Origin of the sequence: Ketobacter sp. MCCC 1A13808 (assembly GCF_009746715.1) — a bacterium.
Taxonomy (GTDB): Bacteria; Pseudomonadota; Gammaproteobacteria; order Pseudomonadales; family Ketobacteraceae; genus Ketobacter.
Window position 1 is genome coordinate 44,122 of the sequence record NZ_VRKW01000018.1, and the last position, 26,579, is coordinate 70,700.

At 49.9% G+C, this 26,579-nt stretch carries 25 protein-coding genes, 1 tRNA gene and 1 rRNA gene; 12 read left to right on the top strand and 15 right to left on the bottom strand.

Features of this window, described 5'->3' with window-relative positions; genetic code table 11:
* Positions 1–80 precede the first annotated feature (80 nt).
* The 3 genes from iscR to FT643_RS20695 form a co-directional block, all read right to left on the bottom strand.
* Entirely contained in the window at positions 81–569 is a 489-nt protein-coding gene (iscR, locus tag FT643_RS20685) for a Fe-S cluster assembly transcriptional regulator IscR (protein ID WP_156873325.1), read from the bottom strand.
* Between the two features lie 80 nt (positions 570–649).
* Entirely contained in the window at positions 650–1,456 is an 807-nt protein-coding gene (gene cysE / locus FT643_RS20690; protein ID WP_156873326.1) for a serine O-acetyltransferase, read from the bottom strand.
* A 36-nt stretch (positions 1,457–1,492) separates the two neighbouring features.
* On the bottom strand, positions 1,493–2,263 hold the full coding sequence (locus FT643_RS20695) for an RNA methyltransferase (protein WP_156873327.1): 771 nt from the start codon (positions 2,261–2,263) through the stop codon (positions 1,493–1,495).
* Between the two features lie 124 nt (positions 2,264–2,387).
* On the opposite strand from FT643_RS20695, the gene FT643_RS20700 reads away from it, so the two are divergent.
* Complete coding sequence (locus tag FT643_RS20700) at positions 2,388–3,197, top strand: inositol monophosphatase family protein (protein WP_156873351.1); 810 nt, start codon at positions 2,388–2,390, stop codon at positions 3,195–3,197.
* Between the two features lie 155 nt (positions 3,198–3,352).
* Positions 3,353–3,490 carry a hypothetical protein gene (locus tag FT643_RS20705; protein WP_156873328.1) on the top strand — a complete coding sequence of 46 codons (138 nt, stop codon included), beginning with the start codon at positions 3,353–3,355 and terminating at the stop codon, positions 3,488–3,490.
* 81 nt (positions 3,491–3,571) lie between these two features.
* On the opposite strand, the gene secF is transcribed toward FT643_RS20705, so the two are convergent.
* The 5 genes from secF to queA form a co-directional block, all read right to left on the bottom strand.
* Positions 3,572–4,489 carry a protein translocase subunit SecF gene (secF, locus tag FT643_RS20710; RefSeq protein ID WP_156873329.1) on the bottom strand — a complete coding sequence of 306 codons (918 nt, stop codon included), beginning with the start codon at positions 4,487–4,489 and terminating at the stop codon, positions 3,572–3,574.
* A 10-nt stretch (positions 4,490–4,499) separates the two neighbouring features.
* Complete coding sequence (secD, locus tag FT643_RS20715) at positions 4,500–6,362, bottom strand: protein translocase subunit SecD (protein ID WP_156873330.1); 1,863 nt, start codon at positions 6,360–6,362, stop codon at positions 4,500–4,502.
* A 70-nt stretch (positions 6,363–6,432) separates the two neighbouring features.
* The gene (gene yajC, locus FT643_RS20720) at positions 6,433–6,768 is read right to left on the bottom strand and encodes a preprotein translocase subunit YajC (RefSeq protein ID WP_156873331.1); all 336 of its coding nucleotides are present in this window, start codon (positions 6,766–6,768) and stop codon (positions 6,433–6,435) included.
* A gap of 36 nt (positions 6,769–6,804) precedes the next feature.
* Positions 6,805–7,920: a tRNA guanosine(34) transglycosylase Tgt gene (tgt, locus tag FT643_RS20725; protein WP_156873332.1), complete on the bottom strand. Its 1,116-nt coding sequence runs from the start codon at positions 7,918–7,920 to the stop codon at positions 6,805–6,807.
* 33 nt (positions 7,921–7,953) lie between these two features.
* Positions 7,954–8,976, bottom strand: coding sequence for a tRNA preQ1(34) S-adenosylmethionine ribosyltransferase-isomerase QueA (queA, locus tag FT643_RS20730; protein ID WP_156873333.1), 1,023 nt, complete (start codon positions 8,974–8,976; stop codon positions 7,954–7,956).
* Between the two features lie 177 nt (positions 8,977–9,153).
* On the opposite strand from queA, the gene FT643_RS20735 reads away from it, so the two are divergent.
* Both FT643_RS20735 and FT643_RS20740 read left to right on the top strand, forming a co-directional pair.
* Positions 9,154–9,240 (top strand) — tRNA-Leu (locus FT643_RS20735).
* Positions 9,241–9,252: 12 nt separating this feature from the next.
* Positions 9,253–9,753, top strand: coding sequence for an RDD family protein (locus tag FT643_RS20740; RefSeq protein WP_156873334.1), 501 nt, complete (start codon positions 9,253–9,255; stop codon positions 9,751–9,753).
* Here FT643_RS20740 and lptG read toward each other — a convergent pair whose 3' ends face one another.
* Positions 9,754–10,815 (bottom strand): LPS export ABC transporter permease LptG, encoded by a 1,062-nt coding sequence (gene lptG, locus FT643_RS20745; protein ID WP_317622091.1) that lies wholly within the window; start codon positions 10,813–10,815, stop codon positions 9,754–9,756.
* Positions 10,812–11,936: an LPS export ABC transporter permease LptF gene (gene lptF / locus FT643_RS20750; protein WP_156873335.1), complete on the bottom strand. Its 1,125-nt coding sequence runs from the start codon at positions 11,934–11,936 to the stop codon at positions 10,812–10,814. Before lptF ends, lptG begins: the two co-directional genes overlap by 4 nt.
* Before the next feature lie 120 nt (positions 11,937–12,056).
* Between lptF and FT643_RS20755 the strand changes: the two genes are divergently transcribed.
* The 6 genes from FT643_RS20755 to FT643_RS20780 all read left to right on the top strand — a co-directional run bounded on the left by FT643_RS20755 (position 12,057) and on the right by FT643_RS20780 (position 19,392).
* The gene (locus tag FT643_RS20755; protein ID WP_156873336.1) at positions 12,057–13,559 is read left to right on the top strand and encodes a leucyl aminopeptidase; all 1,503 of its coding nucleotides are present in this window, start codon (positions 12,057–12,059) and stop codon (positions 13,557–13,559) included.
* Positions 13,556–13,993, top strand: a complete 438-nt coding sequence (locus tag FT643_RS20760; protein WP_156873337.1) for a DNA polymerase III subunit chi — start codon at positions 13,556–13,558, stop codon at positions 13,991–13,993. Before FT643_RS20755 ends, FT643_RS20760 begins: the two co-directional genes overlap by 4 nt.
* A gap of 56 nt (positions 13,994–14,049) precedes the next feature.
* The gene (locus FT643_RS20765; protein ID WP_156873338.1) at positions 14,050–14,790 is read left to right on the top strand and encodes a hypothetical protein; all 741 of its coding nucleotides are present in this window, start codon (positions 14,050–14,052) and stop codon (positions 14,788–14,790) included.
* Positions 14,791–14,924: 134 nt separating this feature from the next.
* Positions 14,925–17,777: a valine--tRNA ligase gene (locus FT643_RS20770; RefSeq protein WP_156873339.1), complete on the top strand. Its 2,853-nt coding sequence runs from the start codon at positions 14,925–14,927 to the stop codon at positions 17,775–17,777.
* 36 nt (positions 17,778–17,813) lie between these two features.
* Positions 17,814–18,473: a rhombosortase gene (gene rrtA, locus FT643_RS20775; protein WP_156873340.1), complete on the top strand. Its 660-nt coding sequence runs from the start codon at positions 17,814–17,816 to the stop codon at positions 18,471–18,473.
* Positions 18,457–19,392, top strand: coding sequence for a DUF1853 family protein (locus FT643_RS20780; protein WP_156873341.1), 936 nt, complete (start codon positions 18,457–18,459; stop codon positions 19,390–19,392). Before rrtA ends, FT643_RS20780 begins: the two co-directional genes overlap by 17 nt.
* On the opposite strand, the gene FT643_RS20785 is transcribed toward FT643_RS20780, so the two are convergent.
* Positions 19,389–21,281, bottom strand: coding sequence for a sensor domain-containing diguanylate cyclase (locus FT643_RS20785; RefSeq protein WP_156873342.1), 1,893 nt, complete (start codon positions 21,279–21,281; stop codon positions 19,389–19,391). The two genes, FT643_RS20780 and FT643_RS20785, sit on opposite strands and share 4 nt — an antisense overlap.
* A gap of 212 nt (positions 21,282–21,493) precedes the next feature.
* Between FT643_RS20785 and FT643_RS20790 the strand changes: the two genes are divergently transcribed.
* Complete coding sequence (locus FT643_RS20790) at positions 21,494–21,706, top strand: DUF1653 domain-containing protein (RefSeq protein WP_156873343.1); 213 nt, start codon at positions 21,494–21,496, stop codon at positions 21,704–21,706.
* A gap of 13 nt (positions 21,707–21,719) precedes the next feature.
* Here FT643_RS20790 and FT643_RS20795 read toward each other — a convergent pair whose 3' ends face one another.
* Positions 21,720–22,436: a TetR/AcrR family transcriptional regulator gene (locus FT643_RS20795; RefSeq protein ID WP_156873344.1), complete on the bottom strand. Its 717-nt coding sequence runs from the start codon at positions 22,434–22,436 to the stop codon at positions 21,720–21,722.
* A gap of 390 nt (positions 22,437–22,826) precedes the next feature.
* Here FT643_RS20795 and FT643_RS20800 point away from each other — a divergent pair, with 390 nt between their 5' ends.
* On the top strand, positions 22,827–24,476 hold the full coding sequence (locus tag FT643_RS20800) for a hypothetical protein (RefSeq protein WP_156873345.1): 1,650 nt from the start codon (positions 22,827–22,829) through the stop codon (positions 24,474–24,476).
* Here FT643_RS20800 and FT643_RS20805 read toward each other — a convergent pair whose 3' ends face one another.
* The 3 genes from FT643_RS20805 to rrf form a co-directional block, all read right to left on the bottom strand.
* A complete protein-coding gene (locus FT643_RS20805) occupies positions 24,477–25,958 on the bottom strand; it encodes a helicase HerA-like domain-containing protein (protein WP_156873346.1) in 1,482 nt (493 codons plus the stop codon). It lies immediately after the preceding gene.
* Positions 25,959–25,999: 41 nt separating this feature from the next.
* Positions 26,000–26,293, bottom strand: coding sequence for a DUF1244 domain-containing protein (locus tag FT643_RS20810; RefSeq protein ID WP_156873347.1), 294 nt, complete (start codon positions 26,291–26,293; stop codon positions 26,000–26,002).
* A gap of 172 nt (positions 26,294–26,465) precedes the next feature.
* Positions 26,466–26,579 (bottom strand): 5S ribosomal RNA (gene rrf / locus FT643_RS20815).

The following is a 26,579-nucleotide window of genomic DNA, read 5'->3' on the forward strand; positions in this document are numbered from 1 at the left end:
TCTCTCATCTTCGACGACATTACGGGCGAGGCATTATAGTGGAGCGGGGTACGTAGGCGCAAAATCCGGGCGTTTGGCCGCTATTCAATTTCGCTCAAAGGCACTCTGTCTGCGGTTATACTCTTGTCTTGCTGATACTTATCCTGCCGATCTGCCACCTTCCGAACAGCAGCCCGATCAACCAGACTTTGCAAGCTGATATTCGAGAGAAAATCGTGTAACTGGTGACTCAAATCCTGCCACAACTCATGGGTCAGGCAGGTTTCACCGTCCTGACAATCCCCTTGCCCGGCGCAGCGGGTCACATCGACTTTTTCATCAACAGCATCAATGATTTGTGCGACAAAAATAGCCGCCGCTTCACGGCTCAGGCGATAACCGCCACCCGGGCCACGAACACTGGACACCAGCTCATTTTTACGTAATTTTGCGAAAAGTTGTTCCAGGTAGGAAATGGAAATGCCCTGCCGCTCAGAAATATCCGCCAGACTGACCGGAACGGACTGTGCGTGCAATGCAAGATCCAGCATTGCGGTCACAGCATATCGACCTTTGGTGGTGAGTTTCATGTGAGAGCCTCCGCAGGCTAAGGGAGCCCGCGCCACGCTAAGTGCAGGCTTAAAACAACATTCTGCTGCTTCCTGGTATATCAGTCAACTTTTGAAGCCTTGGCAACTAAGTCGACCGCAGTCTCGGATTTATTACCCTGTTGAAACAGGTCATCCCGGATTTCAGGTAGTTGTTTACCACAGTCTGTACCCATTTTCTCGAGCGCATTACTCATTGCCGAAATCTTTTTGTCCACTGCATGCATGTGGTCCAACATATGCTTCAGTGATTGCGCAATCGGGTCCGGCATATCCGACGTCATCCCATAAGCATCGAAGCCGATTTTACTGGCCATGGCCTGGCGCTGTTTTTCCTTCTGACAATCGCCATCCTCATCTTTGCAAATGATCCTTCCGGGAATCCCCACCGCGGTCGCTTCTGCGGGAACATCTTTGGTCACTACGGCATTGGAGCCGATGCGGGCATTGACCCCGACGGTAATTGGGCCCAGCACCTTCGCCCCGGCACCAACCACCACACCGTTTGACAATGTCGGATGGCGCTTGCCTTTATTCCAGCTGGTTCCCCCCAGGGTAACCCCATGATAAAGGGTTACATCATCGCCAACTTCCGCCGTTTCTCCAATTACCACGCCCATGCCGTGATCAATGAAAAAGCGACGCCCGATAGTAGCCCCCGGGTGAATTTCGATACCGGTTAGCCAACGGGAGAAGGTGGAGATACAACGGGCAAGCAATTTAAAGTTCATCTTCCAAAGTCGATGAGCCAGGCGGTGAAATAACACCGCGTGCAATCCGGGATAGTTAAGCAACACCTCAACGCTGTTGCGGGCCGCAGGATCCCGATGGAATACCGATTGTATATCTTCACGAACGCCTTCTAGCATGAGGCTACCTATCTACCTTTATCTGTCTGTGAGCAGCTACGGCTCTTTTTTTACACGTTTCTGAACCGTGGACAAAACGCCGCGCATCAAATTCATTTCCAGACGATCCATACGGGTACGCATAAACAATCGGCGGGCTCGTGTGATCAGCTGTTTAGGATTATTGGGATCGTAGAAGCCTATATCAAGCAAGGTCTCTTCAAAATGCTTCATAAATCGCTCCATATCCTCGGATGTAACCAAAGGCTCATCCCACTCCCGGAATTCCAACGGCATCATCGGCGCAGCCGCACCTTCCTGCTCACTCTCTTTGCTGGCTAACGCATTCATGCGCATTTCATAACATATAACCTGCACTGCAGCGGCAATATTTAAAACTGAATATGCCTCGTTACCCGGAATACTGATGTGATAATGACAGCGTCGCAGTTCTTCATTTGTTAAGCCAGCGTCTTCCCTGCCAAACACAATGGCGATATCCGCACCCTGCGGCTCATTCATGACAACCTGGGCAGCCTCCCTTGGCGTCATCAACGGCCAGGGTATTGTCCTCATTCGGGCACTGGTTCCGAACACCAATTGGCAATCCCCGATTGCCTGCTCCAGAGTATCGACCACCGTAGCCCGGTGCAACAGGTCCGCCGCACCAGTGGCTCGGGCGGTCGCTTTTGCCGTGGGGTATTCTTTCGGAGCCACTAAGCACAAATCGCTCACCCCCATGGTCTTCATTGCTCGCGCTGCCGCCCCGATGTTGCCGGAGTCGCTGGTATTAATCATGACGATACGAAGTCGATTAAGTGATTCCATGAGTCTGTCCAGATAGCGAAAAAGGAGGCGAATGGTACCAGATTTTGCTCAAGCTGACGGTTGCTTTCTGCTATCATGCGCAACCCATAATCCTATGAACCACGAATTCCAGGTAATTAATATCATGCATCCCATGCTGAATACCGCGCTGGGCGTAGCCCGCTCTACCGCCGAGATGATCTACAAAGCCTATGAGCAGGTGGAGTCTATTGAAGTAGAGTCCAAAGGCACACATGACTATGTTACTAAAGTAGACCGGGCGTCTGAGCAGCGCATCATCGAAGGTTTGCAGAAACGATACCCGGACCACTGCTTTCTGGGCGAAGAAAATGGCCTGGTTGAGGGCCGGGACAAAGATTATGTATGGGTTATTGACCCATTGGACGGAACCACCAATTTCATCCACGGTGTGCCGCAGTTTGCGATTTCTATCGCCCTGAAAGTCCGTGGCCAAACTGAAGTCGGGGTTGTCCTGGATCCGGTATCCAAAGAAGAATTTACGGCCAGCCGCGGACGTGGAGCCCAGCTTAACGGTCGCCGTATACGCGTCAGTAAGCAGGCCAAACTGGACGGAGCCCTGCTTTCCACCGGTTTTCCGTTCCGTCCGGATCAGAAGCGTTATTTTAATGCTTACATGGGGATCTTGGGGGATTTTACCCAAACCACCGCCGGCATACGCCGAGCGGGTGCCGCAGCACTGGATCTGGCCTATGTGGCCGCCGGTCGTTACGACGGTTTTTGGGAGTTCGGCTTGTCAGAATGGGACTTGGCGGCAGGAGCACTACTGATTACAGAAGCCGGTGGATTAGTCGGTGACCCCCGGGGCGGATCGGATTATGCGAAGTCCGGCAATATTGTATGTGCGCCACCTAAGTTATTTAAGCCCATGCTACAAACAATTCATCCCCATATGGCACCCCATTACCAATCCTGATCCAAACAGGCTATCTAACGTAGCAGGTTTGTCCGCCAGGCCTGCTAATGTCATAAAAAAGTAATTTCTTGCTCAAACCCCTGCCATCAAGGCATTTTTTCGCTATACTGAATTCAGTGCGACTGTATTGGGTCGCTGAGAGCGAGGATAAGAATATGAATTGGCAAGAAATCAAAGCGTTACTGACGGCCTTCTTACAGAACTTCACTCTACCGCCGCAGCATATTGAACCAGAACTAAAGCCAATCCCCATTCCGGTGGAGGCTCGTCGCCCCGAGCAACGACGCTACTAATCGGACACACTCTGTACACGAATCCCAATAAAAACGCCGGCTTGAAGCCGGCGTTTTTATTTGTCGACCGACTGGTTCTGCTCAGGGCATATCGTCTGCCGCTTTTTCCTGCTCCATAAAATCTTCACGGCTTATTTTCTGAACTAGCAGAAGATTGCTCGCCACATAGATTGAAGAATAGGTCCCCACGACAATGCCCACGATCAATGCGATTGCGAACGCAAATATCATTTCTCCTCCCAAAAGTGCCAATGCGATCAACACCAACAGCGTCGTCAACGATGTCACTAACGTCCGGCTAAGCGTCTGATTAAGCGAATTATTAATAATCTCAGCGGGTGTCGCGCCCCGGTCTCTACGGAAATTCTCGCGAACCCGGTCAAATACCACGATCGTGTCATTGAGGGAGTAACCAATAACAGCCAATATTGCTGCCAAGGCCGTCAAGTCGAAAGTTAATCGAGTCACTGAGAAAAAGCCCATTGTGATAATGACGTCATGGAACAAAGCCATCACCGCACCCACCGCAAACTTAAACCGAAAGCGCAACGTGATATAGATCAGCATTAAACCCAACGCAAGAATCAGCGCGGTACCACTCTTATCCCTCAACTCCTCGCCGACCTGCGGACCAACAAATTCCACACGCTTTAGCCGGACACTTTCGCTATGGCCTTGCAATATCTGCAGAATTTGTGCTCCAACCTGGTCTTTGTCTTCACCGTCCACTGGCGGAACACGAACCAGAACCTCCTCCGGGCGACCAAAGTGCTGAACCGTCGCATCGGGATATGCACTGCCCTTTAATTCATCACGAATGGCTTCCAACTGCGCAGCTTGGGGGTATTCCACTTCAATCTGGGTACCACCGGTAAAATCCAGACCCAGCTCAAGAAAATTAATTGAGATAGAAATAATGGAGCCGATAATAAGCAGTACGGACATCGCCCCCATAATGTGGCGGGCACCCATGAAATTAAATGTCGTCGTTTTATTCATGATGGCCTCTTTATATGCTTAATTTTTTCAATGCACGGCCACCGTATATGAGATTCACGATTGCGCGAGTCCCGACAATAGCTGTAAACATGGAAGTGAGTATGCCGATGGACAGCGTGACTGCGAATCCTTTAACGGGACCGGAGCCAAAAGCAAACAGGACCAGCCCGACCAGCAACGTAGTAATGTTCGCATCCAAAATAGTAAGAAAAGCTCGATCGTAACCCGCATTGATCGCAGCATGGGGTGAAACGCCGTTGGCCATTTCTTCTTTTATGCGTGCAAAAATCAGGACATTGGCATCCACCGCCATCCCCACGGTTAATACGATACCGGCCATTCCGGGCAATGACAGTGTCGCGCCAGGAATGATGGACATGATCGCCACCAGTAACAACAAATTCATTAACAGTGCTGTATTCGCGATCAGCCCGAACAGCTTGTAGTACGCGATCATGAACAACATAACCAACGAGAATCCCGCAACCAGGGACATCAGACCCGCCTTGATATTCTGTTGGCCTAAACTGGGCCCGACGGTCCGCTCCTCCACAAAATACATGGGGGCCGCCAATGCACCGGCTCTTAACAGCAAAGACAGCTCTTTCGCTTCTGCCGGGCTGTCTAACCCGGTGATACGGAAGCTTGAGCCCAGTGAGCTCTGAATGGTTGCGACGTTGATTACTTCCCGGGTTTCTTTAGTGAAAATCTTTTCAATTTCAACGCCACCTTCCATCACCTTACGTTTTTCCGGCTCGAGTTCAATAAACACCACTGCCATGGAATCTTTCACGTGCTTACTGGTTTGTTTCAGCATGCGCCGGCCACCGACCGTATCCAGCTCGATATTTACCTGGGGCCGCCCGTTTTCGTCAAACCCGGTGTTGGCGTTAATAACTCGATCGCCGGTGACGATTACGTCTTTTTTCAACAACACCGGCTGCCCTGTACCCCGCATATTCAAAAACTCGGAACCAATGGGCGCGCGACGGGTAAGCGGATCATTTTCCCAATCCACCAAACGGAATTCCAGATTGGCTGCACGACCGATGATGCGTTTTGCTTCCGCAGTGTCCTGGATTCCTGGTAACTGAATAACAATGCGGTCAGCACCCTGGCGCTGAACGACCGGCTCTGCTACCCCCAACTCATTCACACGATTACGCAAGCTGGTTAAGTTCTGGCTAATGGCATAATCTTTAATGTCCTTTGCCGACTGCTCAGACAGCGACAGCATCAGCGTGGTTTGATTATCGGCTTCTTCTTCCTGAACCAAAAACTCCTTAAACTCGGAACGCAGAATAGTACGCACTGCATCGATATCGACACTTTTGGTAAAACTGAGCCGGATCTGGCTATCTTCCCGCGATGCCTGCTTATAACGGATGCGCTCTTCTCGCAGCCGATCCCGGATGCCATTCAGGGTGTTGTCCAGCCGGGTTTGCGTTGCCTTTTCCATATCCACTTCCATCAGGAAGTGCACTCCACCGCGCAAGTCGAGGCCTAACTTAATCGGAGCGGCACCCAATTCTTTCAACCATCCGGGTGTGTTGGGCGCCAGATTCATGGCCACCACATAATTTTCGTGCAGCGTATCCTGAACCACTTCTTTCGCATTAATCTGGTCATCAATCGTGTTAAAACGGATTAAGGCGGAATCGTCCAGCAAACCCGATCGTTTGACCTCGATACCCGCCTTTTCCAACGCCTGCACTGCGCGATCCAACGGTTCCTGGCTGGTTTTTTCACCGGCTTTTTTTGCGGTTATCTGCAATGCCGGATCATCCGGATACAAATTGGGTAATGCGTAAATCAACCCAAACAGTGCGACTACCAGCACCACCAGGTTCTTCCACAGCGGATATTTATTCATGGGGGTTGACCCTATTCTTTTCGTCGTCGGTCGTTACGGGCCATCTTCCTTGATGACGCCATTCAGATCATTAAATGCTTTTCAAAGTGCCTTTGGGCAGGACTGCCGTTACAGCGGCTTTTTGAAAGGAAATTTCTACGTTGTTCGCAACGTCCACTACAACGTATTCATCCACAACTTTAGTCACCTTGCCCATCATACCGCCGGACAATACCACTTCATCGCCTTTGCTTAGTGCACCCATCAACGCCTTGTGTTCTTTGTTACGCTTGGATTGAGGCCGGATAATCATAAAATAGAATATGGCAACCATGACAATCATCATGCCCCAGAACGTCATCGGGTTACCCTGTTGAGCCGCTACGGCTCCTGGTTCAGCCATAGCATCTGCTATAAAAAAGCTCATACTTACCTCAAGTTGTTTACAGTTAAATTAGAGTATTCAGCCTAACGCCGGCACCGGAATGCCCCGCCGTTGGTAGAAGTCAGCCACAAAGCGCTCAAATGTACCCGTTTCAATGGCACTACGCAAACCGGCCATCAGACGCTGGTAATAGCGCAAATTATGGATCGTATTCAATTGCGATCCGAGTATTTCTTTACATTTATCCAGATGATGCAGGTACGCTCGGGAGAAGTTATTGCAGGTGTAGCAATCACAGCCTTCTTCCAATGGCCCGGTATCGGTTTTATGTACGGTGTTACGGATTTTGACCACCCCGTCCGCGGTAAATAGATGCCCGTTTCGGGCATTTCGAGTGGGCATCACACAATCGAACATATCCACACCGCGACGCACGCCTTCTACTAGGTCTTCCGGCTTGCCTACCCCCATGAGGTATCGAGGCCGGTCGTTAGGCATGTGGGGCTGCAGATAGTTCAACACCGCCAGCATTTCCTCTTTCGGCTCACCCACCGACAACCCACCGATGGCATAGCCGTCAAAACCGATCTCTTTCAAACCGGCCAGCGATTCCAGCCGCAAATTTTCGTACATGCCACCTTGCACAATGCCAAACAGCGCAGACGGATTATCCCCGTGCGCCACTTTGCTGCGTCTGGCCCAACGCAATGACAGCGCCATTGAGTCGCGGGCCTGCTGCTCCGTTGCAGGATAAGGCGTGCACTCATCGAATATCATGACAATATCGGAACCCAAATCCCGCTGCACCTGCATTGAAATTTCGGGGCTTAGGAATACCGGGCTACCGTCAACAGGGGACTGAAATTTAACACCTTCTTCGGAAATTTTGCGCATCTTACCCAGCGAAAACACCTGAAACCCACCGGAGTCTGTCAGGATCGGGCCGCGCCACTGCATGAAATCATGCAAATCACCGTGCAATTTAATAATGTCCGTGCCTGGCCTCAGCATTAAATGGAAAGTATTACCTAGAATAATATGGGCGCCGATATCAGCCACCTCTTTCGGCAGCACGGCTTTCACCGAACCATAGGTGCCAACCGGCATAAAGGCCGGTGTTTCCACGGTGCCCCGCTCAAAATGCAAGCGCCCGCGACGGGCGCCTGCGTCGGTGTTAATCAGGTCAAACTTCATGCTTTGGTGTCCATCATTGACTGCTCCTGGGCTTCAAAGAATTAACATGGCATCGCCATAGCTATAAAAACGGTATTGCTGCCGCACCGCATGGGCATAAGCATTTAGCACCGCCTCGCGTCCGGCAAATGCGCTCACCAACATAATCAAGGTGGACTCAGGCAAATGAAAATTGGTCACCAAGCCATCAATCACTTGAAACTCATAACCCGGATAAATGAAAATATTGGTATCACCCTGATAGGGTGCCACTGCTCCACCACCCTTCGCTGAAGCGGTTTCCAGACAACGAACCGAAGTAGTTCCAACGGCAATGACCCGCCCTCCCGCTGCCTTTGTTTCAGCGACGGCATCGACGGCGGCTTGGTTCACCTCCAACCACTCCGTGTGCATATTATGCTGCCGTATATCTTCAACCCGCACCGGCTGGAACGTTCCCGCCCCCACGTGCAGTGTGACAAAGGCCGTACGAATGCCTTTTTCGGCAAGCCGGTCCAGCATAGGCTGGTCAAAATGAAGCCCGGCCGTTGGGGCTGCCACAGCCCCAGGGGTGCTGGCATACACAGTCTGGTATCGCTGTAAATCCAAGGACTCATCTTTTCTGTCTATATAGGGAGGCAACGGCATGTGCCCCACTTTCTGCAACCAACCCAACAACGAAGGCTGATCGCACCGCAACACGAATAAATCGCCGTCGCGCGCTTCAACCTGAAATGAGCCACCACCCTCTACCTCGATCGAACTACCGGGTTTGGGTGCTTTGCTGGCTCTTACATGAGCCAGGCAGGTATTATCCGAGCGTATACGCTCCACTAATACCTCGACTTTACCCCCGGTATGCTTATTCCCAAACAGGCGGGCCGGAATTACTTTGGTATTATTGAAAACCAGCAAATCCCCAGGATTCAGTGATTCCGCTAATTGCTTGAATTGCAAATCTTTTATAGCACCATTTTGACGATTAAGATTGAGCAGTCGGCTGCCGCTGCGTTGCTCAGCGGGGTATCGCGCAATCAGCGCTTCGGGCAGGTCAAAATGGTAATCAGTACGCTTCATCTGGATAATGTGGTCACTTATATGGACGCTGCAGGGAACAAATCCGGGCTTCAGCCGGAATCCGGAGGGGCGCGATTATAGCGGTTTATGGATTTCTCTTAAATGGCTTGTTGACGTCTTGATCGTCATTGATATAATCCCCGCTCTCTTAAGTAGAGACAAGGTTACAAGACACGTGCCTGGGTGGCGGAACTGGTAGACGCGCCGGATTCAAAATCCGGTTCTGGCAACAGAGTGAGAGTTCGATTCTCTCCCTAGGCACCACTTGTCAAATCCATGACAGATTCCTCAGAAAGAACATCCTATTTAGAGTTTCCCTCTGCAAGCCTGTTCCGTAGGCTCGCATCGATGGTTTATGACCTGCTTATTCTGGTTGCCATGTGGCTATTGATCGGATTTGCCCACGCTGCCATCCGTGGTGTCGACAATCTGGAAAACAATGACTCACTGCAATATACCCTGTTTCCGTTTCTGCTGGGCGGCACGTTCCTGTTTTACTATTGGTTCTGGAGCCGGGGTGGACAAACGCTCGGTATGCGCGCGTGGCGCTTGCAAGTGGTGGACGCAAATCTGGATGGCAGGCCGCTACGTCTGGCCCAATGCCTGAGCCGGTTTCTGATCGCTATACTGTCATTACTGAGCTTTGGTCTCGGCTATATTTGGGTGTTGGTCAGCCCGAGCGGGGATTCCTGGCATGACAGCCTCTCCAATACCCGCACATTGGTGCTGCCCACGGAAGAAAATAAAAAAGTAATGCCGGCCCGAAGGCGGCGATGATCAAACCCTACGTAACAAATAGATCCCGATAAACAAACAAACCAGCAATGGCACCAACGCGGCCATCAAAGGCGCAATGCTGAAAATAATGGTGATGTGCCCCAGGAACTGCTGGGCGTAATGAAAAAGCAAACCGACGATAATCCCCGCCATCAAACGCTGCCCCATCGAGACCGAGCGCAGCGGACCAAAAATAAATGAAATAGCGATAAAAACCATCACCAGCGTAGTGGCTGGCTGCAACACCTTTTTCCAGAAAGAAAAATAATAGGAAGAACTATCCAACTCTTGGGTTTCCAAATAGGTGGCGTAGGTGTACAGCCCGGAAATGGACAAATAATCCGGCTTTAACACCACAATAGACATCACATCCGGGGTGATCGTTGTGTTGTCCCAACGTAAGGTCTGGTAGCGCTCTGATGCTGTATGGTCTTTGCTTATGCGGGTCTGGCGTACTTGCTCCAGCACCCAGTGATCACCCTGATAAATGGCACGCTGTGAAAAATCCGTTTGCACCAGATTATTGCTGTCATCAAAAATGAAACGGGAAATTCCGTACATTACGCCATTCGGCTGAACCACCTGGATATGGGTATAGTGGCCGCCTTCCCGATACCAGTAACCCGCAATTGAGGTAATGCTTTCCCCCAGATACAAATGCCTGGCTCGCTCACTTTGCGCAAATTGCTCGGTTTGTGGCACCACAAATTGTCCCAACAGCAGCCCTAGCAATACCACCCATATAACCGGCCTGGACGCAGCGAATACGATACGACTGATGGAAACACCGGCGGCGCGGACCACTGTTAACTCACTGGTATTAGCCAGTGTGCCTAAACCGATCAAACAGCCGATAAGGGTACCAACCGGCATGAACTCATAGATACGCCGGGGCAATGTCAGGGCGATAAATATCAACGCCTGACCGGCACCGTAATTGCCTCCCAGATCATCCAGCTCGGTTAAATAAGCAAAGGTGGCGTCCAAACCAACGATAATTAAAGTCACCATTAAAACGGACATTAACACCGTACTACCAATATATTTATCCAGTAACTTCACGGCGCAGAAGCCTCCAGGCGATCCATGCGTTTCTTTGACATCTTCAATCGCAACGAAGGCCAGTAATTCAGTAAAAAGCCCAACCCAAAGAAAAGCACATGCACCCAATAAAGCCCCAGCTCTGCCGGAATGCGCCCTTTTTCGATGCCACCTTTCACCGACATCATGCTCGCGAGGTAAGCAAGATAAATAAGAATGGCTGGCAGCATTTTCAGGTAACGCCCCTGCCTCGGATTGGCACGCGACAAAGGCACAGCAATAAACACCACTATGGGCACCATAATCATAAGAGAAAGCCGCCACTGCAGCTCAACCCGCGCACTGATACTGTCGTCTCCGAGCAGATCCTCCGTAGTGCGATCCTGGAATTCTGCTGCCCCTTGTGAAACCAGCTTTTCTTCGAGCTTAATGGTGTATTCTCCGTAGCGCGTCTGGGCAAAAACGGAGCTTCCCGGGTCCACTTCAAAGCGCACGCCGTTGGACATCACCAGATACCGGTTACCTTTATCGTCAATTCGATAGGTGCCTTCTGTCGCACGCATCAGAATGACCTTACTGTATTCATCTCCGACATTTTCGCGGTCGTAATTAACGATAAACAGGTTTTTCATCACACCGGCGCGGCTATCAATATCCTCGACATAAGTCACTGTACTGCCGTCCCGCGTGGAATGGAACCGGCGCGGGCTCAGCACATCAAGGCCCGAGCGTGTTTGCTGTTCAAAGATAAGATTATTGGCTTTCTGGGCACCCCATGGAGACAGAAAAAATGCGAAGTAGCCGATCAAAAGCGACATACAAATAGCCGGGATCAGGGATAGCGCCACCAACCTTCGCTGGCTGACACCGCACGCCTGCAGCACTACCATTTCGTTTTCCAGATACATCCTGCCATAGGACAGCAATATGCCGAGAAACAAACCCAAAGGCAGGATCAGCTCCAGAAAATCAGGTAGCCGATAGGCCATTATCATAAACACCGCACCACCTTCAAGCTTGCCGACCGCAGCCTGCGACAAGTACTTCAGAAAGCGACTGGAAACCAAAATAAAGGTCAGGATCGAGCTGACCGCTATGGTCGCCCAAAATAACTGCCGGGATAGATATCGATATATAATCATTAAAAAGGAGCGTCAGCTCTGGAAAATCACGTTAATTTTGGTTAATAGTGCGTATAGTTAAGAACAGCTAAAGATCAGCCATTATCTAACAATCGAATTCTTTTGTCTTGCGAGGTTTGAATGGACTTTAAAATTAAAAAATCCACACCAGAAAAAACGAAAACAGATGCTTTGATACTTCCTGTATTCGAAGGAGCCACTTTGGGGGAAAACGGAGCCGCTGTAAATGGTGCAACCTCAAACAGTTTAGGCTCAATTCTGAAAGGCGGTGACATTAACGGCAAATGCGGGGAAACACTGGTACTCAATAGCATTGACGGTATCAGCGCCCAACGCGTCGTATTGATGGGCTTAGGAAAGGCAGAAGACCTGAACGAAAGTGGTTTCCGTAAAGCCTTCAGCGCTGCGATCAACGCGGTAAAAGGTACCGCAGCGAAAGATGCCAGCGTGGTCATAGAAGATATCCGGGTCAATAACCGCGATGCTACCTGGCTCAGCCGCCAGATAGTCGAGTTGGCGGAGTACGCGACCTATACGTTTAATCAGTTTAAAAGCAAAGATAATCACAAGAACGTTAAATTAAAGAAACTGTCTCTGATTTACAGCGCCGGTGAAAACGAGGCGTTATTAACCCAGGGCACCAAGATCGGGAAAGCCATCGCCAACGGCATGAATTTCACCCGGGATCTCGGCAATATTCCACCCAACGTATGCAACCCCTCCTATCTCGCCCAGGAAGCCAAAAACCTAGCAAAATCCGACAAAAATCTCACCACAACCATTGTGGATGAGAAAGAAATGAAAGAATTAGGCATGGGTGCGCTACTGTCAGTCAGTGCCGGCAGTGCGACGCCTGCAAAGTTGATCGTAATGGAATATAAGGGCGGCAAAAAAAGTGACAAACCCCATGTCCTGGTCGGGAAAGGCATTACGTTTGACACTGGGGGTATTTCATTAAAGCCGGCCCCTGACATGGACACGATGAAATGGGATATGTGTGGTGCCGCCTCCGTATTCGGCACCATGAAAGCGGTGCTGGAAATGGAGTTGCCAATGAACGTTATTGGTGTGGTGGCCGCAGCCGAAAACATGCCCGGCGGCAAAGCAACCCGCCCCGGAGATATCGTCACCACCATGTCGGGGCAAACCGTTGAGATCCTGAATACCGATGCCGAAGGACGCTTGGTATTGTGCGATGCGCTCACCTATGTGGAGCGTTTCAAACCGGCTTCGGTGGTCGATATCGCCACGCTCACTGGAGCGGTGATTGTCGCTTTAGGCCCCTTTGCTTCTGGTATGATGAGCAGCAATGAGGCCGTGGCCGAGGCGCTGGAAGCCGCATCGGAGTATTCACAGGATAAACTCTGGCGACTGCCCCTGTGGGACGAATATCAAGCCTTACTGGACAGCCCTTTCGCAGACATCGGAAATATCGGTAATTCCGGCCCCAAAGCAGGCTCTATCACTGCAGCCTGCTTCTTATCCCGCTTTACCAAGGCCTATCCCTGGGCTCATCTTGATGTTGCTGGTAGTGCTTTCGTTGGCAGTGGACCAGCCAAAGGCGGCACCGGACGCCCAGTTCCCCTGCTAACCCAGTACCTGATCGGACAATCTGAGGCATGACACGGGTGGATTTTTATATCCTGCCGGAAGACAACCGCATCTCGCCGCTGCATTACGCAGCGCGACTGGTTGAGAAGGCGTTCCGGCGAGGTCACCAAATCTATATCCACACCCGCGACGAGGAGCAAACCCGACTCCTTAGTGAGCAGCTGTGGCAGCGTCCACAGTCTTTTTTGGCCCATGACGCAAGCGATTGCGGGGGGCCGCAAGGCCAGGCACAAAAACATCATCGGATCCAGGTGTCCCACCAGGGGCAACCTGGCCTCCATTCTGACGTAATGGTTAACCTGGCCGGCACAATTCCGGATTTTTTCTCACGATTTGAACGAGTTGCGGAGATCGTACCCGGCAAACCGGAATCCAGGTCACAAAGTAGACAGAACTTCCGGTTTTACCAAGAAAGAGGCTATGCTTTAAATAGCCACAGCATCTAATTGCAAACGTGGCCAGGAGATCTTTGTAACCCTCTTAATCGGTCGGTGTAGAACAGATGAGCCAACGTGAGAACAACCCAGAAAACAGCGCCAAGGTAAAAACCAAAACCCGGATGCTCGACGAGCTTAAATCACTTAGTGAGATGCTGGAGGACGAAGAATTCGCCAACCCGATCCGCCAGGATATTCCCGTGCTTAAAAGCTTCGTTGAGGACGTTCCCGTGCTCAACGAGACGCACCCTGATTTTCCCAGCCCTACTTTGGATACGATCGATCGCGGAGCAGCCACCTTCAGCACCACCCCGGCTAAAAACTTCAATGAGGGTGATCTGGACATGAGTTTTCTGGATAATGATCCACTGGAAATCAGCGATCGGTTCCGGAACCCAGCGAACGCGGCTGCGCCACAGGCACCACAAGCCATAGCGACCAAAGCCGAACCCGAAAGACCGGTTCCCGCCCGATCGACGGATATCGAAAACCCCTTCTTACCCCGATCTACATTGGAGAAGCTGCGCGAGAGCCACAACCGCAGCAACCACAAGGCATCGCAATCTGACAGCATCAGTGATGCCTCGACACAACTCCACCAACTACTGCACGACAATCCACTTAATAAGCTCTCATTCGACCTCAATCAATCTTCTAGGGAATATCAAGCCCTACGGCAAAAGGCCAGCCAGCTGGTGAATGAAGTCATTCGCGCCAATATGCACCGGTTAGAAGCTGAGCTACGCATGAAGCTGGAACAGGAAGTGGACAGAATGTTCAAAGAGCTTAAGAAAAAATCGAGCTGAACGGTTACACAGGCAGAAAAATCCCCAACACATCGGTATACTTGTCGGCCCCATAATTCGTCCCCGGAATGCCTGAGTAGGCAATTTTTTTGACGAACAAGTTGGCTAATTCAAGACAAGAGACATCGGTGATCATGGAAAAAACCTTCGACCCAAGTGCAATCGAAACCCATTGGTATCAAACCTGGGAAGCCAAAGGCTATTTCAAGCCAAGCGGCCAGGGTGATGCCTACAGCATCATGATTCCACCACCGAATGTCACCGGAAGCCTGCATATGGGACATGCCTTCCAGGATACCATCATGGATACGCTGATTCGCTGTCAGCGGATGCGGGGCAACAACACCCTATGGCAGGTCGGCACCGATCATGCCGGTATCGCCACGCAAATGGTAGTTGAAAGGCAACTGGCCGCAAAGGGAGAAACCCGCCACGACCTGGGTCGAGAAAAATTTCTGGAAAAGGTCTGGCAATGGAAAGCGGAATCCGGCGGTACCATTACCCAACAACTCAGACGCATGGGTGCCAGCCTGGACTGGACCCGCGAACGCTTCACGATGGATGACGGCTTGTCCAACGCCGTTAAAGAAGTATTTGTGCAGCTATACAACGAAGGGCTGATTTATCGGGGCAAACGCCTGGTCAATTGGGATCCCAAACTGCACACAGCAATCTCTGATCTTGAAGTTGAAAACGTCGATCAGAAAGGCAGCATGTGGCACTTCCGCTATCCGCTCAGCCAAGGTGCAACGACAGCCGATGGCAAAGATTACATAGTGGTCGCTACAACCCGCCCCGAAACTATGCTCGGCGATACGGCAGTCGCAGTCAATCCCAAGGATGAACGCTACTCCAATCTGATTGGCAAAAGCATCATGCTGCCACTGGTGAACCGTGAAATCCCCATCGTCGCGGATGATTATGTCGAGATGGAATTCGGCACCGGTTGCGTAAAGATCACGCCAGCCCATGATTTTAACGACTATGAGGTCGGCAAGCGGCACAACCTGCCGCTGGTGAACATTTTTAGCGTGGACGCCGCTATTCTGGAGCTTGCCGAAGTATTCAATTTTGACGGCAGTGAAAACACGGTGGTGGACAGGGCACTACCACAAGCGTACCGCGGTGACGACCGGTTCGTGGCGCGCAAAAAAATCATTGCCGACCTGGAAAGTCTGGGCCTGCTGGAAAAAGTTGAACCGCATGGATTAAAGGTCCCTAAAGGTGACCGTTCCGGCGTCGTTGTCGAGCCCTTTCTAACAGACCAATGGTATGTGCGGGTAGCACCTTTGGCCGAGCCCGCCATCCGCGCGGTTGAAAACGGCGATATCCAATTCGTGCCCAAACAGTACGAGAATATGTATTTCGCCTGGATGCGGGACATCCAGGATTGGTGCATCTCCCGCCAGCTATGGTGGGGGCATCGCATTCCAGCCTGGTACGATACCGAAGGCAATGTTTACGTTGGGCGAGACGAAGCAGAAGTGAGAGAAAAGCATAATTTGACTGGCGATGTGTCTTTACGACAGGACGATGATGTTCTGGATACCTGGTTCAGCTCCGCATTATGGACTTTCTCGACACTAGGCTGGCCAGAGAAAACACCAGAGCTTGCCACCTTCCACCCCAGCAGCGTCTTGGTCACTGGTTTCGACATAATATTTTTCTGGGTTGCGCGGATGATTATGATGACCCTGCATTTTATGAAAAACGAAGACGGATCTGCTCAGGTACCCTTTAAAACCGTCTATGTTCATGGCTTGGTCAGGGATGCCGAAGGCCAAAAAATGTCGAAATCCAAAGGTAATGTATTGGACCCCCTCGATATTATAGACGGGATCGAACTGGAAACACTGGTAACCAAACGCACCAGCGGCATGATGCAACCCCAACTTGCAGCCAAGATTGAAAAACAAACCCGCAAACACTTTGCCGACGGCATCGCCTCTTACGGCACCGATGCTTTGCGCTTCACCTTTTTGTCCCTGGCCTCCACCGGACGGGATATTAAGTTCGATACCGGGCGCCTGGAAGGCTATCGTAATTTCTGCAACAAACTATGGAATGCCAGTCGTTACGTCATGATGAACACCGATGACGAAGATTGCGCAAATGACAACAAACCGGTGGAACTGAGCCTTGCAGATCGCTGGGTTATATCCCGCTTGCAGAAAACAGAACAGCAGGTCGCGAAAGCGATGGACGAATACCGCTTCGACCACGCCTCGCAAGCGCTTTACGAATTTGTCTGGAATGAATACTGTGACTGGTATCTGGAACTCTCAAAAGCGGTGCTCAGTAATGAAAATGCAACCGAACTTGCGAAGCGAGGCACCCGCCGCACACTAGTAAACGTATTAGAGGCGATCTTACGGTTGGCACACCCAATGATGCCGTTTATCACCGAAGAGATCTGGCAACAGATTGCACCCAAAGCTGGAGCGCAGGGCGAAACTATAATGCTGCAAGCCTACCCCCTTGCGGATGAAAGCAAAATTGACAGCGACGCTGAAGCCGATATTGCCTGGCTGCAAGGCATCATACTTGCGGTTCGAAATATTCGCGGAGAAATGAACATTTCCCCCGGCAAAGCTCTGCCAGTATTACTGCAACAGGGCAATGAAAGCGACCAACAGCGTTTCGATGCCTACCAGAATTTATTGCTGTTTCTGGCTAAACTGGAAAGCCTAAGCTGGCTGCAACCGGATCAGGAAGCCCCCATGTCATCTATTCAACTGGTTGGCGACATGCAAGTTCGCGTACCGATGGCGGGGTTAATTGATAAGGACGCTGAAGTTGGCCGACTGCAAAAGGAAATCGACAAGCGCCAGCAGGAAATCAAACGCGTTGAAGGCAAGCTCAACAACCCTAAATTTGTCGATCGGGCACCGGCAGACGTGGTAGAAAAGGAAAAACAAAAAATTGTGGAGCATCAATCTGCGCTATCTCAACTCCAAATCCAGATGGATAAAATCCGGGCCCTGTAAGCACTAATCCGACACGTTAAAGTGGAACCCGCGCTGATGCAAACAACTGAAGAAAAAGAAGCCATCGCCAAGAAAAACTTTAATGAGTTTTTCAGGCAATGGTGGTTTTCCATTCTGGTTATGATTTTAATTTGCATCACCGCAACGTTTCCGCAAACCATCATACAGCAACTGGCATTGGTGCACGACAAAGTAGCCAGCGGAGAAATCTGGCGTATTATCACCAGCCAGTTTGTCCATCTCAACAGCAACCACACCATGCTCAACTTAGTGGGCTACCTGATCGTCTCAGTCAGCTTCCGAGAAGAGATCTCTGCCCGGCGTGAAGCCATTGGCCTGCTGATTTGCATTCTCGGTGTCGGCACCGGCATTTTTTGGTTAAATAGCGAAATACTCTGGTACGTGGGCTTATCCGGCGCCATTTGGGGCATGTTGACCCATTACTTGATTGTTGGCTGGCAGCGAGCCCCCATGCTCTCTCTGCTATTCGCGATGTATATGGCCGGCAAAACCATCTACGAACAGTTTATGGGTGGGACCGATTCGTTCACCGGACAGGCGATTGGTGGTTTTGTCGCTGTAGACAGCCATCTTTACGGCATCCTAACCGGAATGGTCATCGGTGTTATAAGCTTGCTAATCAATCTTAAACAATCAACTAACACCATAGAAAAATCCAGTGCTTCTTCACAGTGAACTCAACCGCTACCGATCCCCGCACGTTCGCAATCTTGCCTGGGCTTTACTTAGCCCAGCGTTGATAGAAACCCGAAATACGAAATATCACCTGCCTCACTCGATTTATGAGCAGGCCTATCACGACATTCAACCCCACCTATCGACGATCGACAATGACGATCAGACATTGGTTGAGTACCTACAGTTAAACAATCACTACCGACTCGGAATCTATTTCGAAAGATGCTGGCTGTATTGGCTACAACACAGTAAACAGTTTCGCCTACTGTCCAACAATCTCCCTGTGCGTGATGACAAAAAAACGCTCGGCGAGTTTGACCTGATCGTTAAAAATCAAACAAGTGGTGATGTGGAGCATTGGGAATTGGCGATCAAGTTCTATCTGCAAGTGAACCCTCCCGGCCGAGACACTCAATGGCTCGGGCCAAATCTCAAAGACCGCTTAAGCAGAAAGTATCACCACCTGATTGACCAGCAGCTCGCACTTTCAGATAACCCGGTAGCAAAACAGCTTTGTCTGGATCGAGGCTGGGATATCGTCACCAAACGGCTGCTCAGCAAAGGCCGCCTGTTCTACGCCTTCAACGAACAGTTAGAGCGGCCCCCTGCGGCATGTCCGGACTACATTCAAGAAGATCACCAGACAGGGTGGTGGTTATCTGAATCAGAATTTGAACGAACTTTTTCGCCCCTGCCCCAGTGTCAATTTCATCGCCTGGAAAAACGAGAGTGGATGGCACAAAGTGGATGTGAGGCCTTGAGCTACCGTCAATTCGTCCTTCAATTGCAGCGTGACACACTGGAACACCCTGTTCAGGTTCTGGTATCCCGCTGGACAGAAAAACCTGAAATACTATTCCTGGTTCCGGACCAATGGCATTCACAGGCACTATCCGTTGCCAGCATTGGAAATTAACTATTCGGCTTGGTTATTTGCACTCGGTTGCCTCCACTGGTTTGTGCAACATATACAGCACCTTCTGCGGCCATCAGCAGGTCCTTATATAACTCGGGCTGGCGGGGCAACGCACAAGCCACTCCGATACTCACCGATGCCTGAATTTTTGCCACCCCAAAATCAAATGGGTGTCTGATGACAGCAGCAAGCACTTCCGACGCCAGGTAACCCGCGCCTACCGCATCCGTGGCAGGCAAAACAACACCAAACACTTTATCACCGTAGCGCGTTATCAAATCGGCCGGGCGTGAAATAATACGTTCCAGAATATCCGCCACGTTTTTAAGGCATTCGTCGGAAGCCACCTTCCCATGATCCGCGATGATTTCGCGGTATTCATCCAGCTCGACCACAATAAGTGACAACAACTCACCACTGCGATAACAACGATCCCATTCCTTCCTTAACGTAGAAAGTAAACTATTTTCATTGCCAACACCGGTTATCGAGTCAGTCATGTTCATCTGCTCAAGCCTTCGGTTCATCACTGCCAGCTCCGACATGGCTTTATGCAAATCACGGGTGCGCTCCCGCACACTTTGCTCCAACTGTTCTGAATTCATTCTCTCAAGATCCAGTGCTCGCTCTTTTGCCTGCAGTGCAGCCCTTTCCAGATGCTGTGTTCGCTTCTGCAATTCCAGCCGCTGATTGCGTTCAATAGTAATTCTGGATGCCAAGGCAAATGCCAGCAGAGCCAATTCGATAACCGTACCGATTTCAGCACCGTGCTCCGTAATAAAATTGCGCGGCAAAATCCCGAGTTTATTCATTGCTAGCAATAAAACTCCAATGAGAAAAATACTCCAGGCCAACGAAAAATAACGAGCATCCGCTCTGCCTTTACGCCACCAAACGAGCCAACCACTGGAAATTGCCAACAGCGTAGCCGGTAACGCCAGAATGACACCGAAACGCATTACCCAAAATTCATCCAGCCATGGCACCAACAAAACAGTAATCACAGAAGTCACCATAAGCACACCCGATACCCGGTAAAGTATCGGCAGCAAACGCCTCAGATCCAAAAAACTGCTGATAAAAAAGTAACTACAGATAAGACTCAGATGTATAAAAACCCCGGTACACTTATTTTGCCACCAGACTTCTTTGGGCCATAAAAACTGGAAAGCAAACCCCTGCTGAATAAATTGAAACAAGCCGATAGAGAGCGTGAACAGCGTATAGAAGAGATAGGCTTTTTCGTGCGTCGCCAGGAATAGAAAAAAGTTATAGCAGGCCATCACCAGGACAAAACCGAAAAACAATCCATGCGGCAACAACGCATAGGTTTCACGTGTGAGCAAAACATCGCTGGTCATTATGTGCAGCGGCATTTGTACTGCATAGGGCCCGTTCATACGAAAGTACAAATCAAGCGTTTCACCTCTGGCCAGTCTGACCGGAAAAATGAAACCGCGGTTCAAAACCGGGCGAGCCGAAAATTCAAACCGATCCCCTACATTGATAATTCTGGACACCTCGCCACGACGAACGTAGTAAACATCCAGATCCCGGATTAAAGGGTAGTCAATCAGTAGATACCAAAGCTTTTCAGGGCTCGCATTTTCCAGCGAGGTTCGAAACCAGACAGGGTCAGAGGAATAACCCAAATTGGGGATATCACTATCACCGGAAACCCAGCCCAGCGAAGGCTCATGCAAAAGCTCAGCAATTTGAATGCCGCCGCCTGCGTCCACCTTCCAGCGCAACGACTCCCCCAGGGAATAATCTTGCTGAACGTCTTTCAGAACAATTGTACCCTGCTCAATTGATCCGGAATCCATTGCTATTGCGGCGCACCCGATGCACAACAGCAAAGTCATCACCACTCCGTAGTGAATTCCCAAACTCAAACTCCTGGCTTTATTTACTCTGGTTTCCGTAATTCTGCGTTCAGCTTATCAGATTCTTTTATTAGTGGAATGCAGCACATTGCCTAAAGATCTTAAGGAAATTCATTGAACTATAACGGAATTACTATAAGAATGGATAGTCGCAAAATTTAACCCCTAAAACCATGCCATCAGGCGTGCACCCTATCTAACCAGGAATCCGGCTTATGCTCCAACCAGGACGTTATCGACACTACAAAGGGAAAGATTATGAGGTGATCGGCGTGGCAACCCACAGCGAAACCGAAGAAAAGCTGGTGGTTTACCGCACACTCTATGGTGATTATGACCTTTGGGTAAGACCACTCAGCATGTTCACTGAAACGATAGAAGTAGAGGGCGATTCTCTGCCCCGCTTCCGCTATATCGATAATTTATAGCCTTATATGCTGCTTACGCTTTCAACGGCATTTTTGGCAGACTGCTCCATTGTGCCGGATCGGTAAATGCGACGCGCGCAGTAATCGCACACATGACGGCTTTGAACTCATCTACTTCGGCCTGGTCGCACGGCAACTTACTTAGCAGATTCATGGATGCACTCTCCATCATCCAAATCAGTGAGTAGTAGATCTTGGGGTCCAGATTAATATTCTCAAATTCATAATATTTTTCTTCGAACATTTCTACGATATGCTGCAGCAGAGTCGCCCGGTGAGTAGCCAGCGGCGAGTCTGCGCGACGGGCTTCCTCGGTCATCATGCGAACAAGTGGACCAAGGTGCGTGTGATAATCAAAGTACAGTTCCACGCACCGGACTATGAAATCGCTCATAGTCGCCGCTTCGTTCTGTACCGATTTAAAACGGATCATCAATAATTCTGCGGCCATCTGATAAATGCTTTCCAGAACATCAACTTTGTTCTTAAAGTATTTATAAAATGTCCTGCGGGAAATGTTGGCCGCATCCAATAGATCTTGCACCGTAGTGTCTTCGATTCCTTTGCTGGTGAAAACCTCGATTGAATTGAACAAAACATCCGCTTTAGCGCCTTCCCCAGGCATAGGAAAATTGAATTGAGACTTCGCATCCCCCAGCTCTTTTTGAGTTGCTTTAATCAATACATCCACAAACGATGGATCATTCGTTTGGTGTGTTTCTTGTTCCATTTACCTTCCCCAACGACTACATAATGAAACGGATAGGTCAACGAGTAGAGGAATACTACCGTGCTTGTTAAGCTATTCCTCACCCTCTCCACAAAAACTATTAGGCTGATGATTAGCTAGCTAAAGATTAACCTATAATACTCTTATAAACACCAAAAATACACTTTATGTATACAGGCGTTTGGTAACTTCTCGACCAAGCGTATTAATCGACCAGTGGTAGTTGAGATCAGCTACCAACCCCAATACACTCGCGTTCAAACGCAGAACTGAAAAGTATAACAATTGATGAAACTGCTTAGGTTGCTCCCACAGGAGCCTGATCGACTTACCCTTTTAATCTATATAACCACCTTCATATTATGCATGCCTGCAATTTGGGCTGGCTATATGGGTGACGACTACATCCATCACGCATTACTCAGTGCGAATAGTCCCATTGTTAAACCACCGGATCTGTCAGTTTTTGGTTTATTTTCGTTTATTAACGGTGATCCTGAACGTAACCGCCTATTAATGGATTACAGCTTAATTCCCTGGTGGACCTACGCTGAGCTCAAATACGCGTTCTGGCGGCCACTGAGTGAAATGAGCCACTGGCTGGATCATGTCCTTTGGCCAGACTCACCCTGGATGATGCACCTCCATAATATTGCCTGGTACCTGCTGGTCCTGGTGCTGGTTTCCAGACTGTATAGAACAACCCTAAGTGCACCTTTGGCTGGCGTGCTCGCACTAGCCGTCTACGCACTGGATAGCAGCCATGGATTTGCGGTTAGCTGGATAGCCAATAGAAACGCGTTAATTGCATTGAGCTTCGCCCTCGTCAGTCTGCTTCTGTATATGCGTTGGCGCCGGGAGCAGGGGCGCAGGTGGTTATTCGTCTCGTTAATTGCCCTGGTACTGAGTCTGCTTTCCGCCGAATCGGCCATCTCAGTCTTTGGTTACATGGGCGCTTACGCGTTATTTTTGGACAAGCGGGGACCGCTGAAAGGGGTGCTCGCAACGCTGCCCCATTTTGCAGTAATAGTAGCCTGGTGGGTGATCTACAAGACCTCTGGGTTTGGCGCAGCCAATGCTGACTCCTATTACGTCGATCCGGTCAATCACCCCATCACCTTTCTCGGCAAACTGATCGAGCGTCTCCCTGTGCTACTGGCCAGTCAATGGGGCTTCATTCCGGCTGAGCTTTATGGGTTTTCCGGTCAAACGATTATCGGTTACGTGGTTGGCTGCCTGGTCGTTCTGTTACTTTTATTAATCCCCGTGATGCGGGCTCTTTCACGCACCCGGACCAGCATGTTCTGGTTCTGTGGCATGTTATTCTCCATTTTGCCTGTGTTGACTGCACTACCACATGATCGGCTGCTTTTCTTCACCGGCATCGGTGCGTCCGCACTTGTAGGCAACTTTTTTTACCACATCTATTCACTGAAACATTGCAATGGGGCCGGCTTGTTCAACCGTTATAGCCGTGGAACCGCCCACGTCCTGCTAGCTTTCCATCTGGTGTTAGCTCCCTTATTGCTGCCATTAATGGCATACAGCACGAAAGTCTGGGCCAGCCTAATTCCCCACCAACCCTCGTATTTCTCTGGCATAAAGGACATTGAATCCAAACGTATCGTCTTGTTTTCACCACCAATCGCCTCTGCGATGGTAATAGGACCACTTCGTTTTTATCGTGGAGAGGTGATGCCAGACAGGCTTTGGACCATAACAACATTAAATGACGGATTGAGCTTTTCAAAACCCGATGATAGTACGTTGCAAATCGCAAGAGCAGAGGGGTTTCTGCAAGGACAGGCAGAAGAAGCATTCAGAAATTTTCAAGAGCAGCCGCTTGTTGAAGGTGAAAGCGTCACGCTCTCTGGGCTTAAAATTGTGATGAAAGATCTGAATAACGAGGGCAAACCCACCCGGCTTCTTCTGCACTTCGATCGCCCCCTCAGTGATGAGTCATTACTCTTTTTGAAGTGGGACAACGAAGAAAACCGCTACCAGAAGCTGAATATCAACAGCGCATATGAGGCCGATTAATCATCGGCCTTTGAAGAGCGAGCCCAAAATACCACGTATCAGGTTACGCCCTACCTGCCGACCGACCGTTCTGGCCATGCTTTTCACAAAAGCTTCGCCAGCTGACTGACGATTGCTCCGCCTGGCAGGCTTTTTCTGGGTTCGCACCTGTGTTTCTTCATGCTGTTTTCGTTGCTCATCCGCGGCGGCTTCTGCAGCAGCCTGTTCACTTCTCTTCGCTAGTATTTCAAAAGCGGACTCCCGATCCAGGGCAGTATCATATCCACCTATATACGGGCTCTGCCCCCTGATCAACTCGATTTCACCACTACTGGCGGGACCAATCCTGGATCTGGGTGGCTTAATCATCGTACGCGCGACAACGGAGGGGGTTCCGTTGGCATCCAACGTAGAAACCAACGCCTCACCCACACCCAGCTCCATAATCACATCACTGCTATCGAACGCGTCATTACTGCGAAATGAATTTGCTGCTGCTTTTACCTTTTTCATCTCGTTAGGAGTGAACGCCCTTAGAGCATGCTGAATCCTATTTCCTAATTGAGCCAGGACTTCATCAGGAATATCAGATGGACTTTGCGTTACAAAATAAATACCCACACCCTTAGAACGAATCAAGCGGACTACTTGTTCAATTTTATCCACTAGCGCCTTTGGAGCACCGTCAAATAACAAATGGGCCTCATCGAAAAAGAAAACAAGAACAGGCTTTTCCGGGTCCCCTACCTCTGGCAAGTTCTCAAACAGCTCTGACAACAACCAAAGTAAAAAAGTAGAATAAACACCTGCGCTGTGTATTAGCTGATTTGCCACCAAAACATTGATATACCCATATCCCTGCCCGTCCGTTTTCAGTAAGTCATTAAAGTCCAGCATAGGCTCGCCAAAAAACTGTTCTGCGCCCGAACGCTCCAACACCAATAAACGGCGCTGTATCGCACCTACGGACGCAGACGAAACGTTCCCGTACATGGATCTCAATTCCTTCGCGTTATCTGCCACATGATTGAGCATGGAACGGAGATCTTTCAGGTCGAGCAACAGCATTCCTTCATCGTCAGCAAGACTGAAAGCAATATTGAGTATACCTTCCTGCGTGTCATTCAATCCGAGCAGCCTGGAGAGTAACAACGGCCCCATATCGGATATTGTTGCCCTGATGGGATGACCACTTTTACCTAACACATCCCAAAAGACACAAGGGTTGCCATGCCAATGATCCAATGGCAGAGCCATGCGTTCGAATCGTTCAGTAATTTTAGGGTGCGGAGAGCCGGCCTGACTTACACCTGACAAATCCCCCTTAACATCAGCCAGAAATACCGGCACACCCTGCTGGGAAAACTCCTCGGCCAACATCTGCAAAGTAACCGTCTTACCTGTACCAGTAGCACCAGCGATGAGACCGTGCCGGTTAGCTTTCTTTAACTGAAGTTTTACATTATCTTCGGCGTAACCCAGAGTAATTTCAGTGGCGCTCATAATGGAAGCCTATCATTATGGTTTTAGTTAATATGAGTAAGTTATTTCTTATCACGGCTATTGAACGCGTCTAACTGAGCCTGCGATGCTTCAGTCTGGTATTTTGCTTTCCACTCTGCATACGGCATCCCGTATACACGCTCCCTTGCCTGTTCGTAATCAACCTGCTCACCGCTTTCTTCCGCAGCAGCGACATACCATTTACTCAGACAATTTCTACAAAAGCCCGCCAATTGCATCAGCTCAATGTTCTGAACGTGTTTATTGTCGTCCAGGTGTTTCAACAAACGGCGAAAAACCGCCGCTTCGAGTTCGGTCGTTTTCAGACTATCCATGAGTAGATCCTGTTTCAGTTAGTTACCTACGGGATATGGAGGACCGTAAGCTATCAATACCGGAAATCCAAAATAGCGTTATAACATAGAGCGGAGTCACGCAGGAAAAGACTTATCAAAAAGCATAAAAAAACCCTCAGTACTTCGGTACTGAGGGTTTTTGGTATTAGAAGCCTGACGATGACCTACTCTCACATGGCGAATGCCACACTACCATCGGCGATGCTGCGTTTCACTTCTGAGTTCGGCAAGGGATCAGGTGGTTCCACAGCTCTATTGTCGTCAG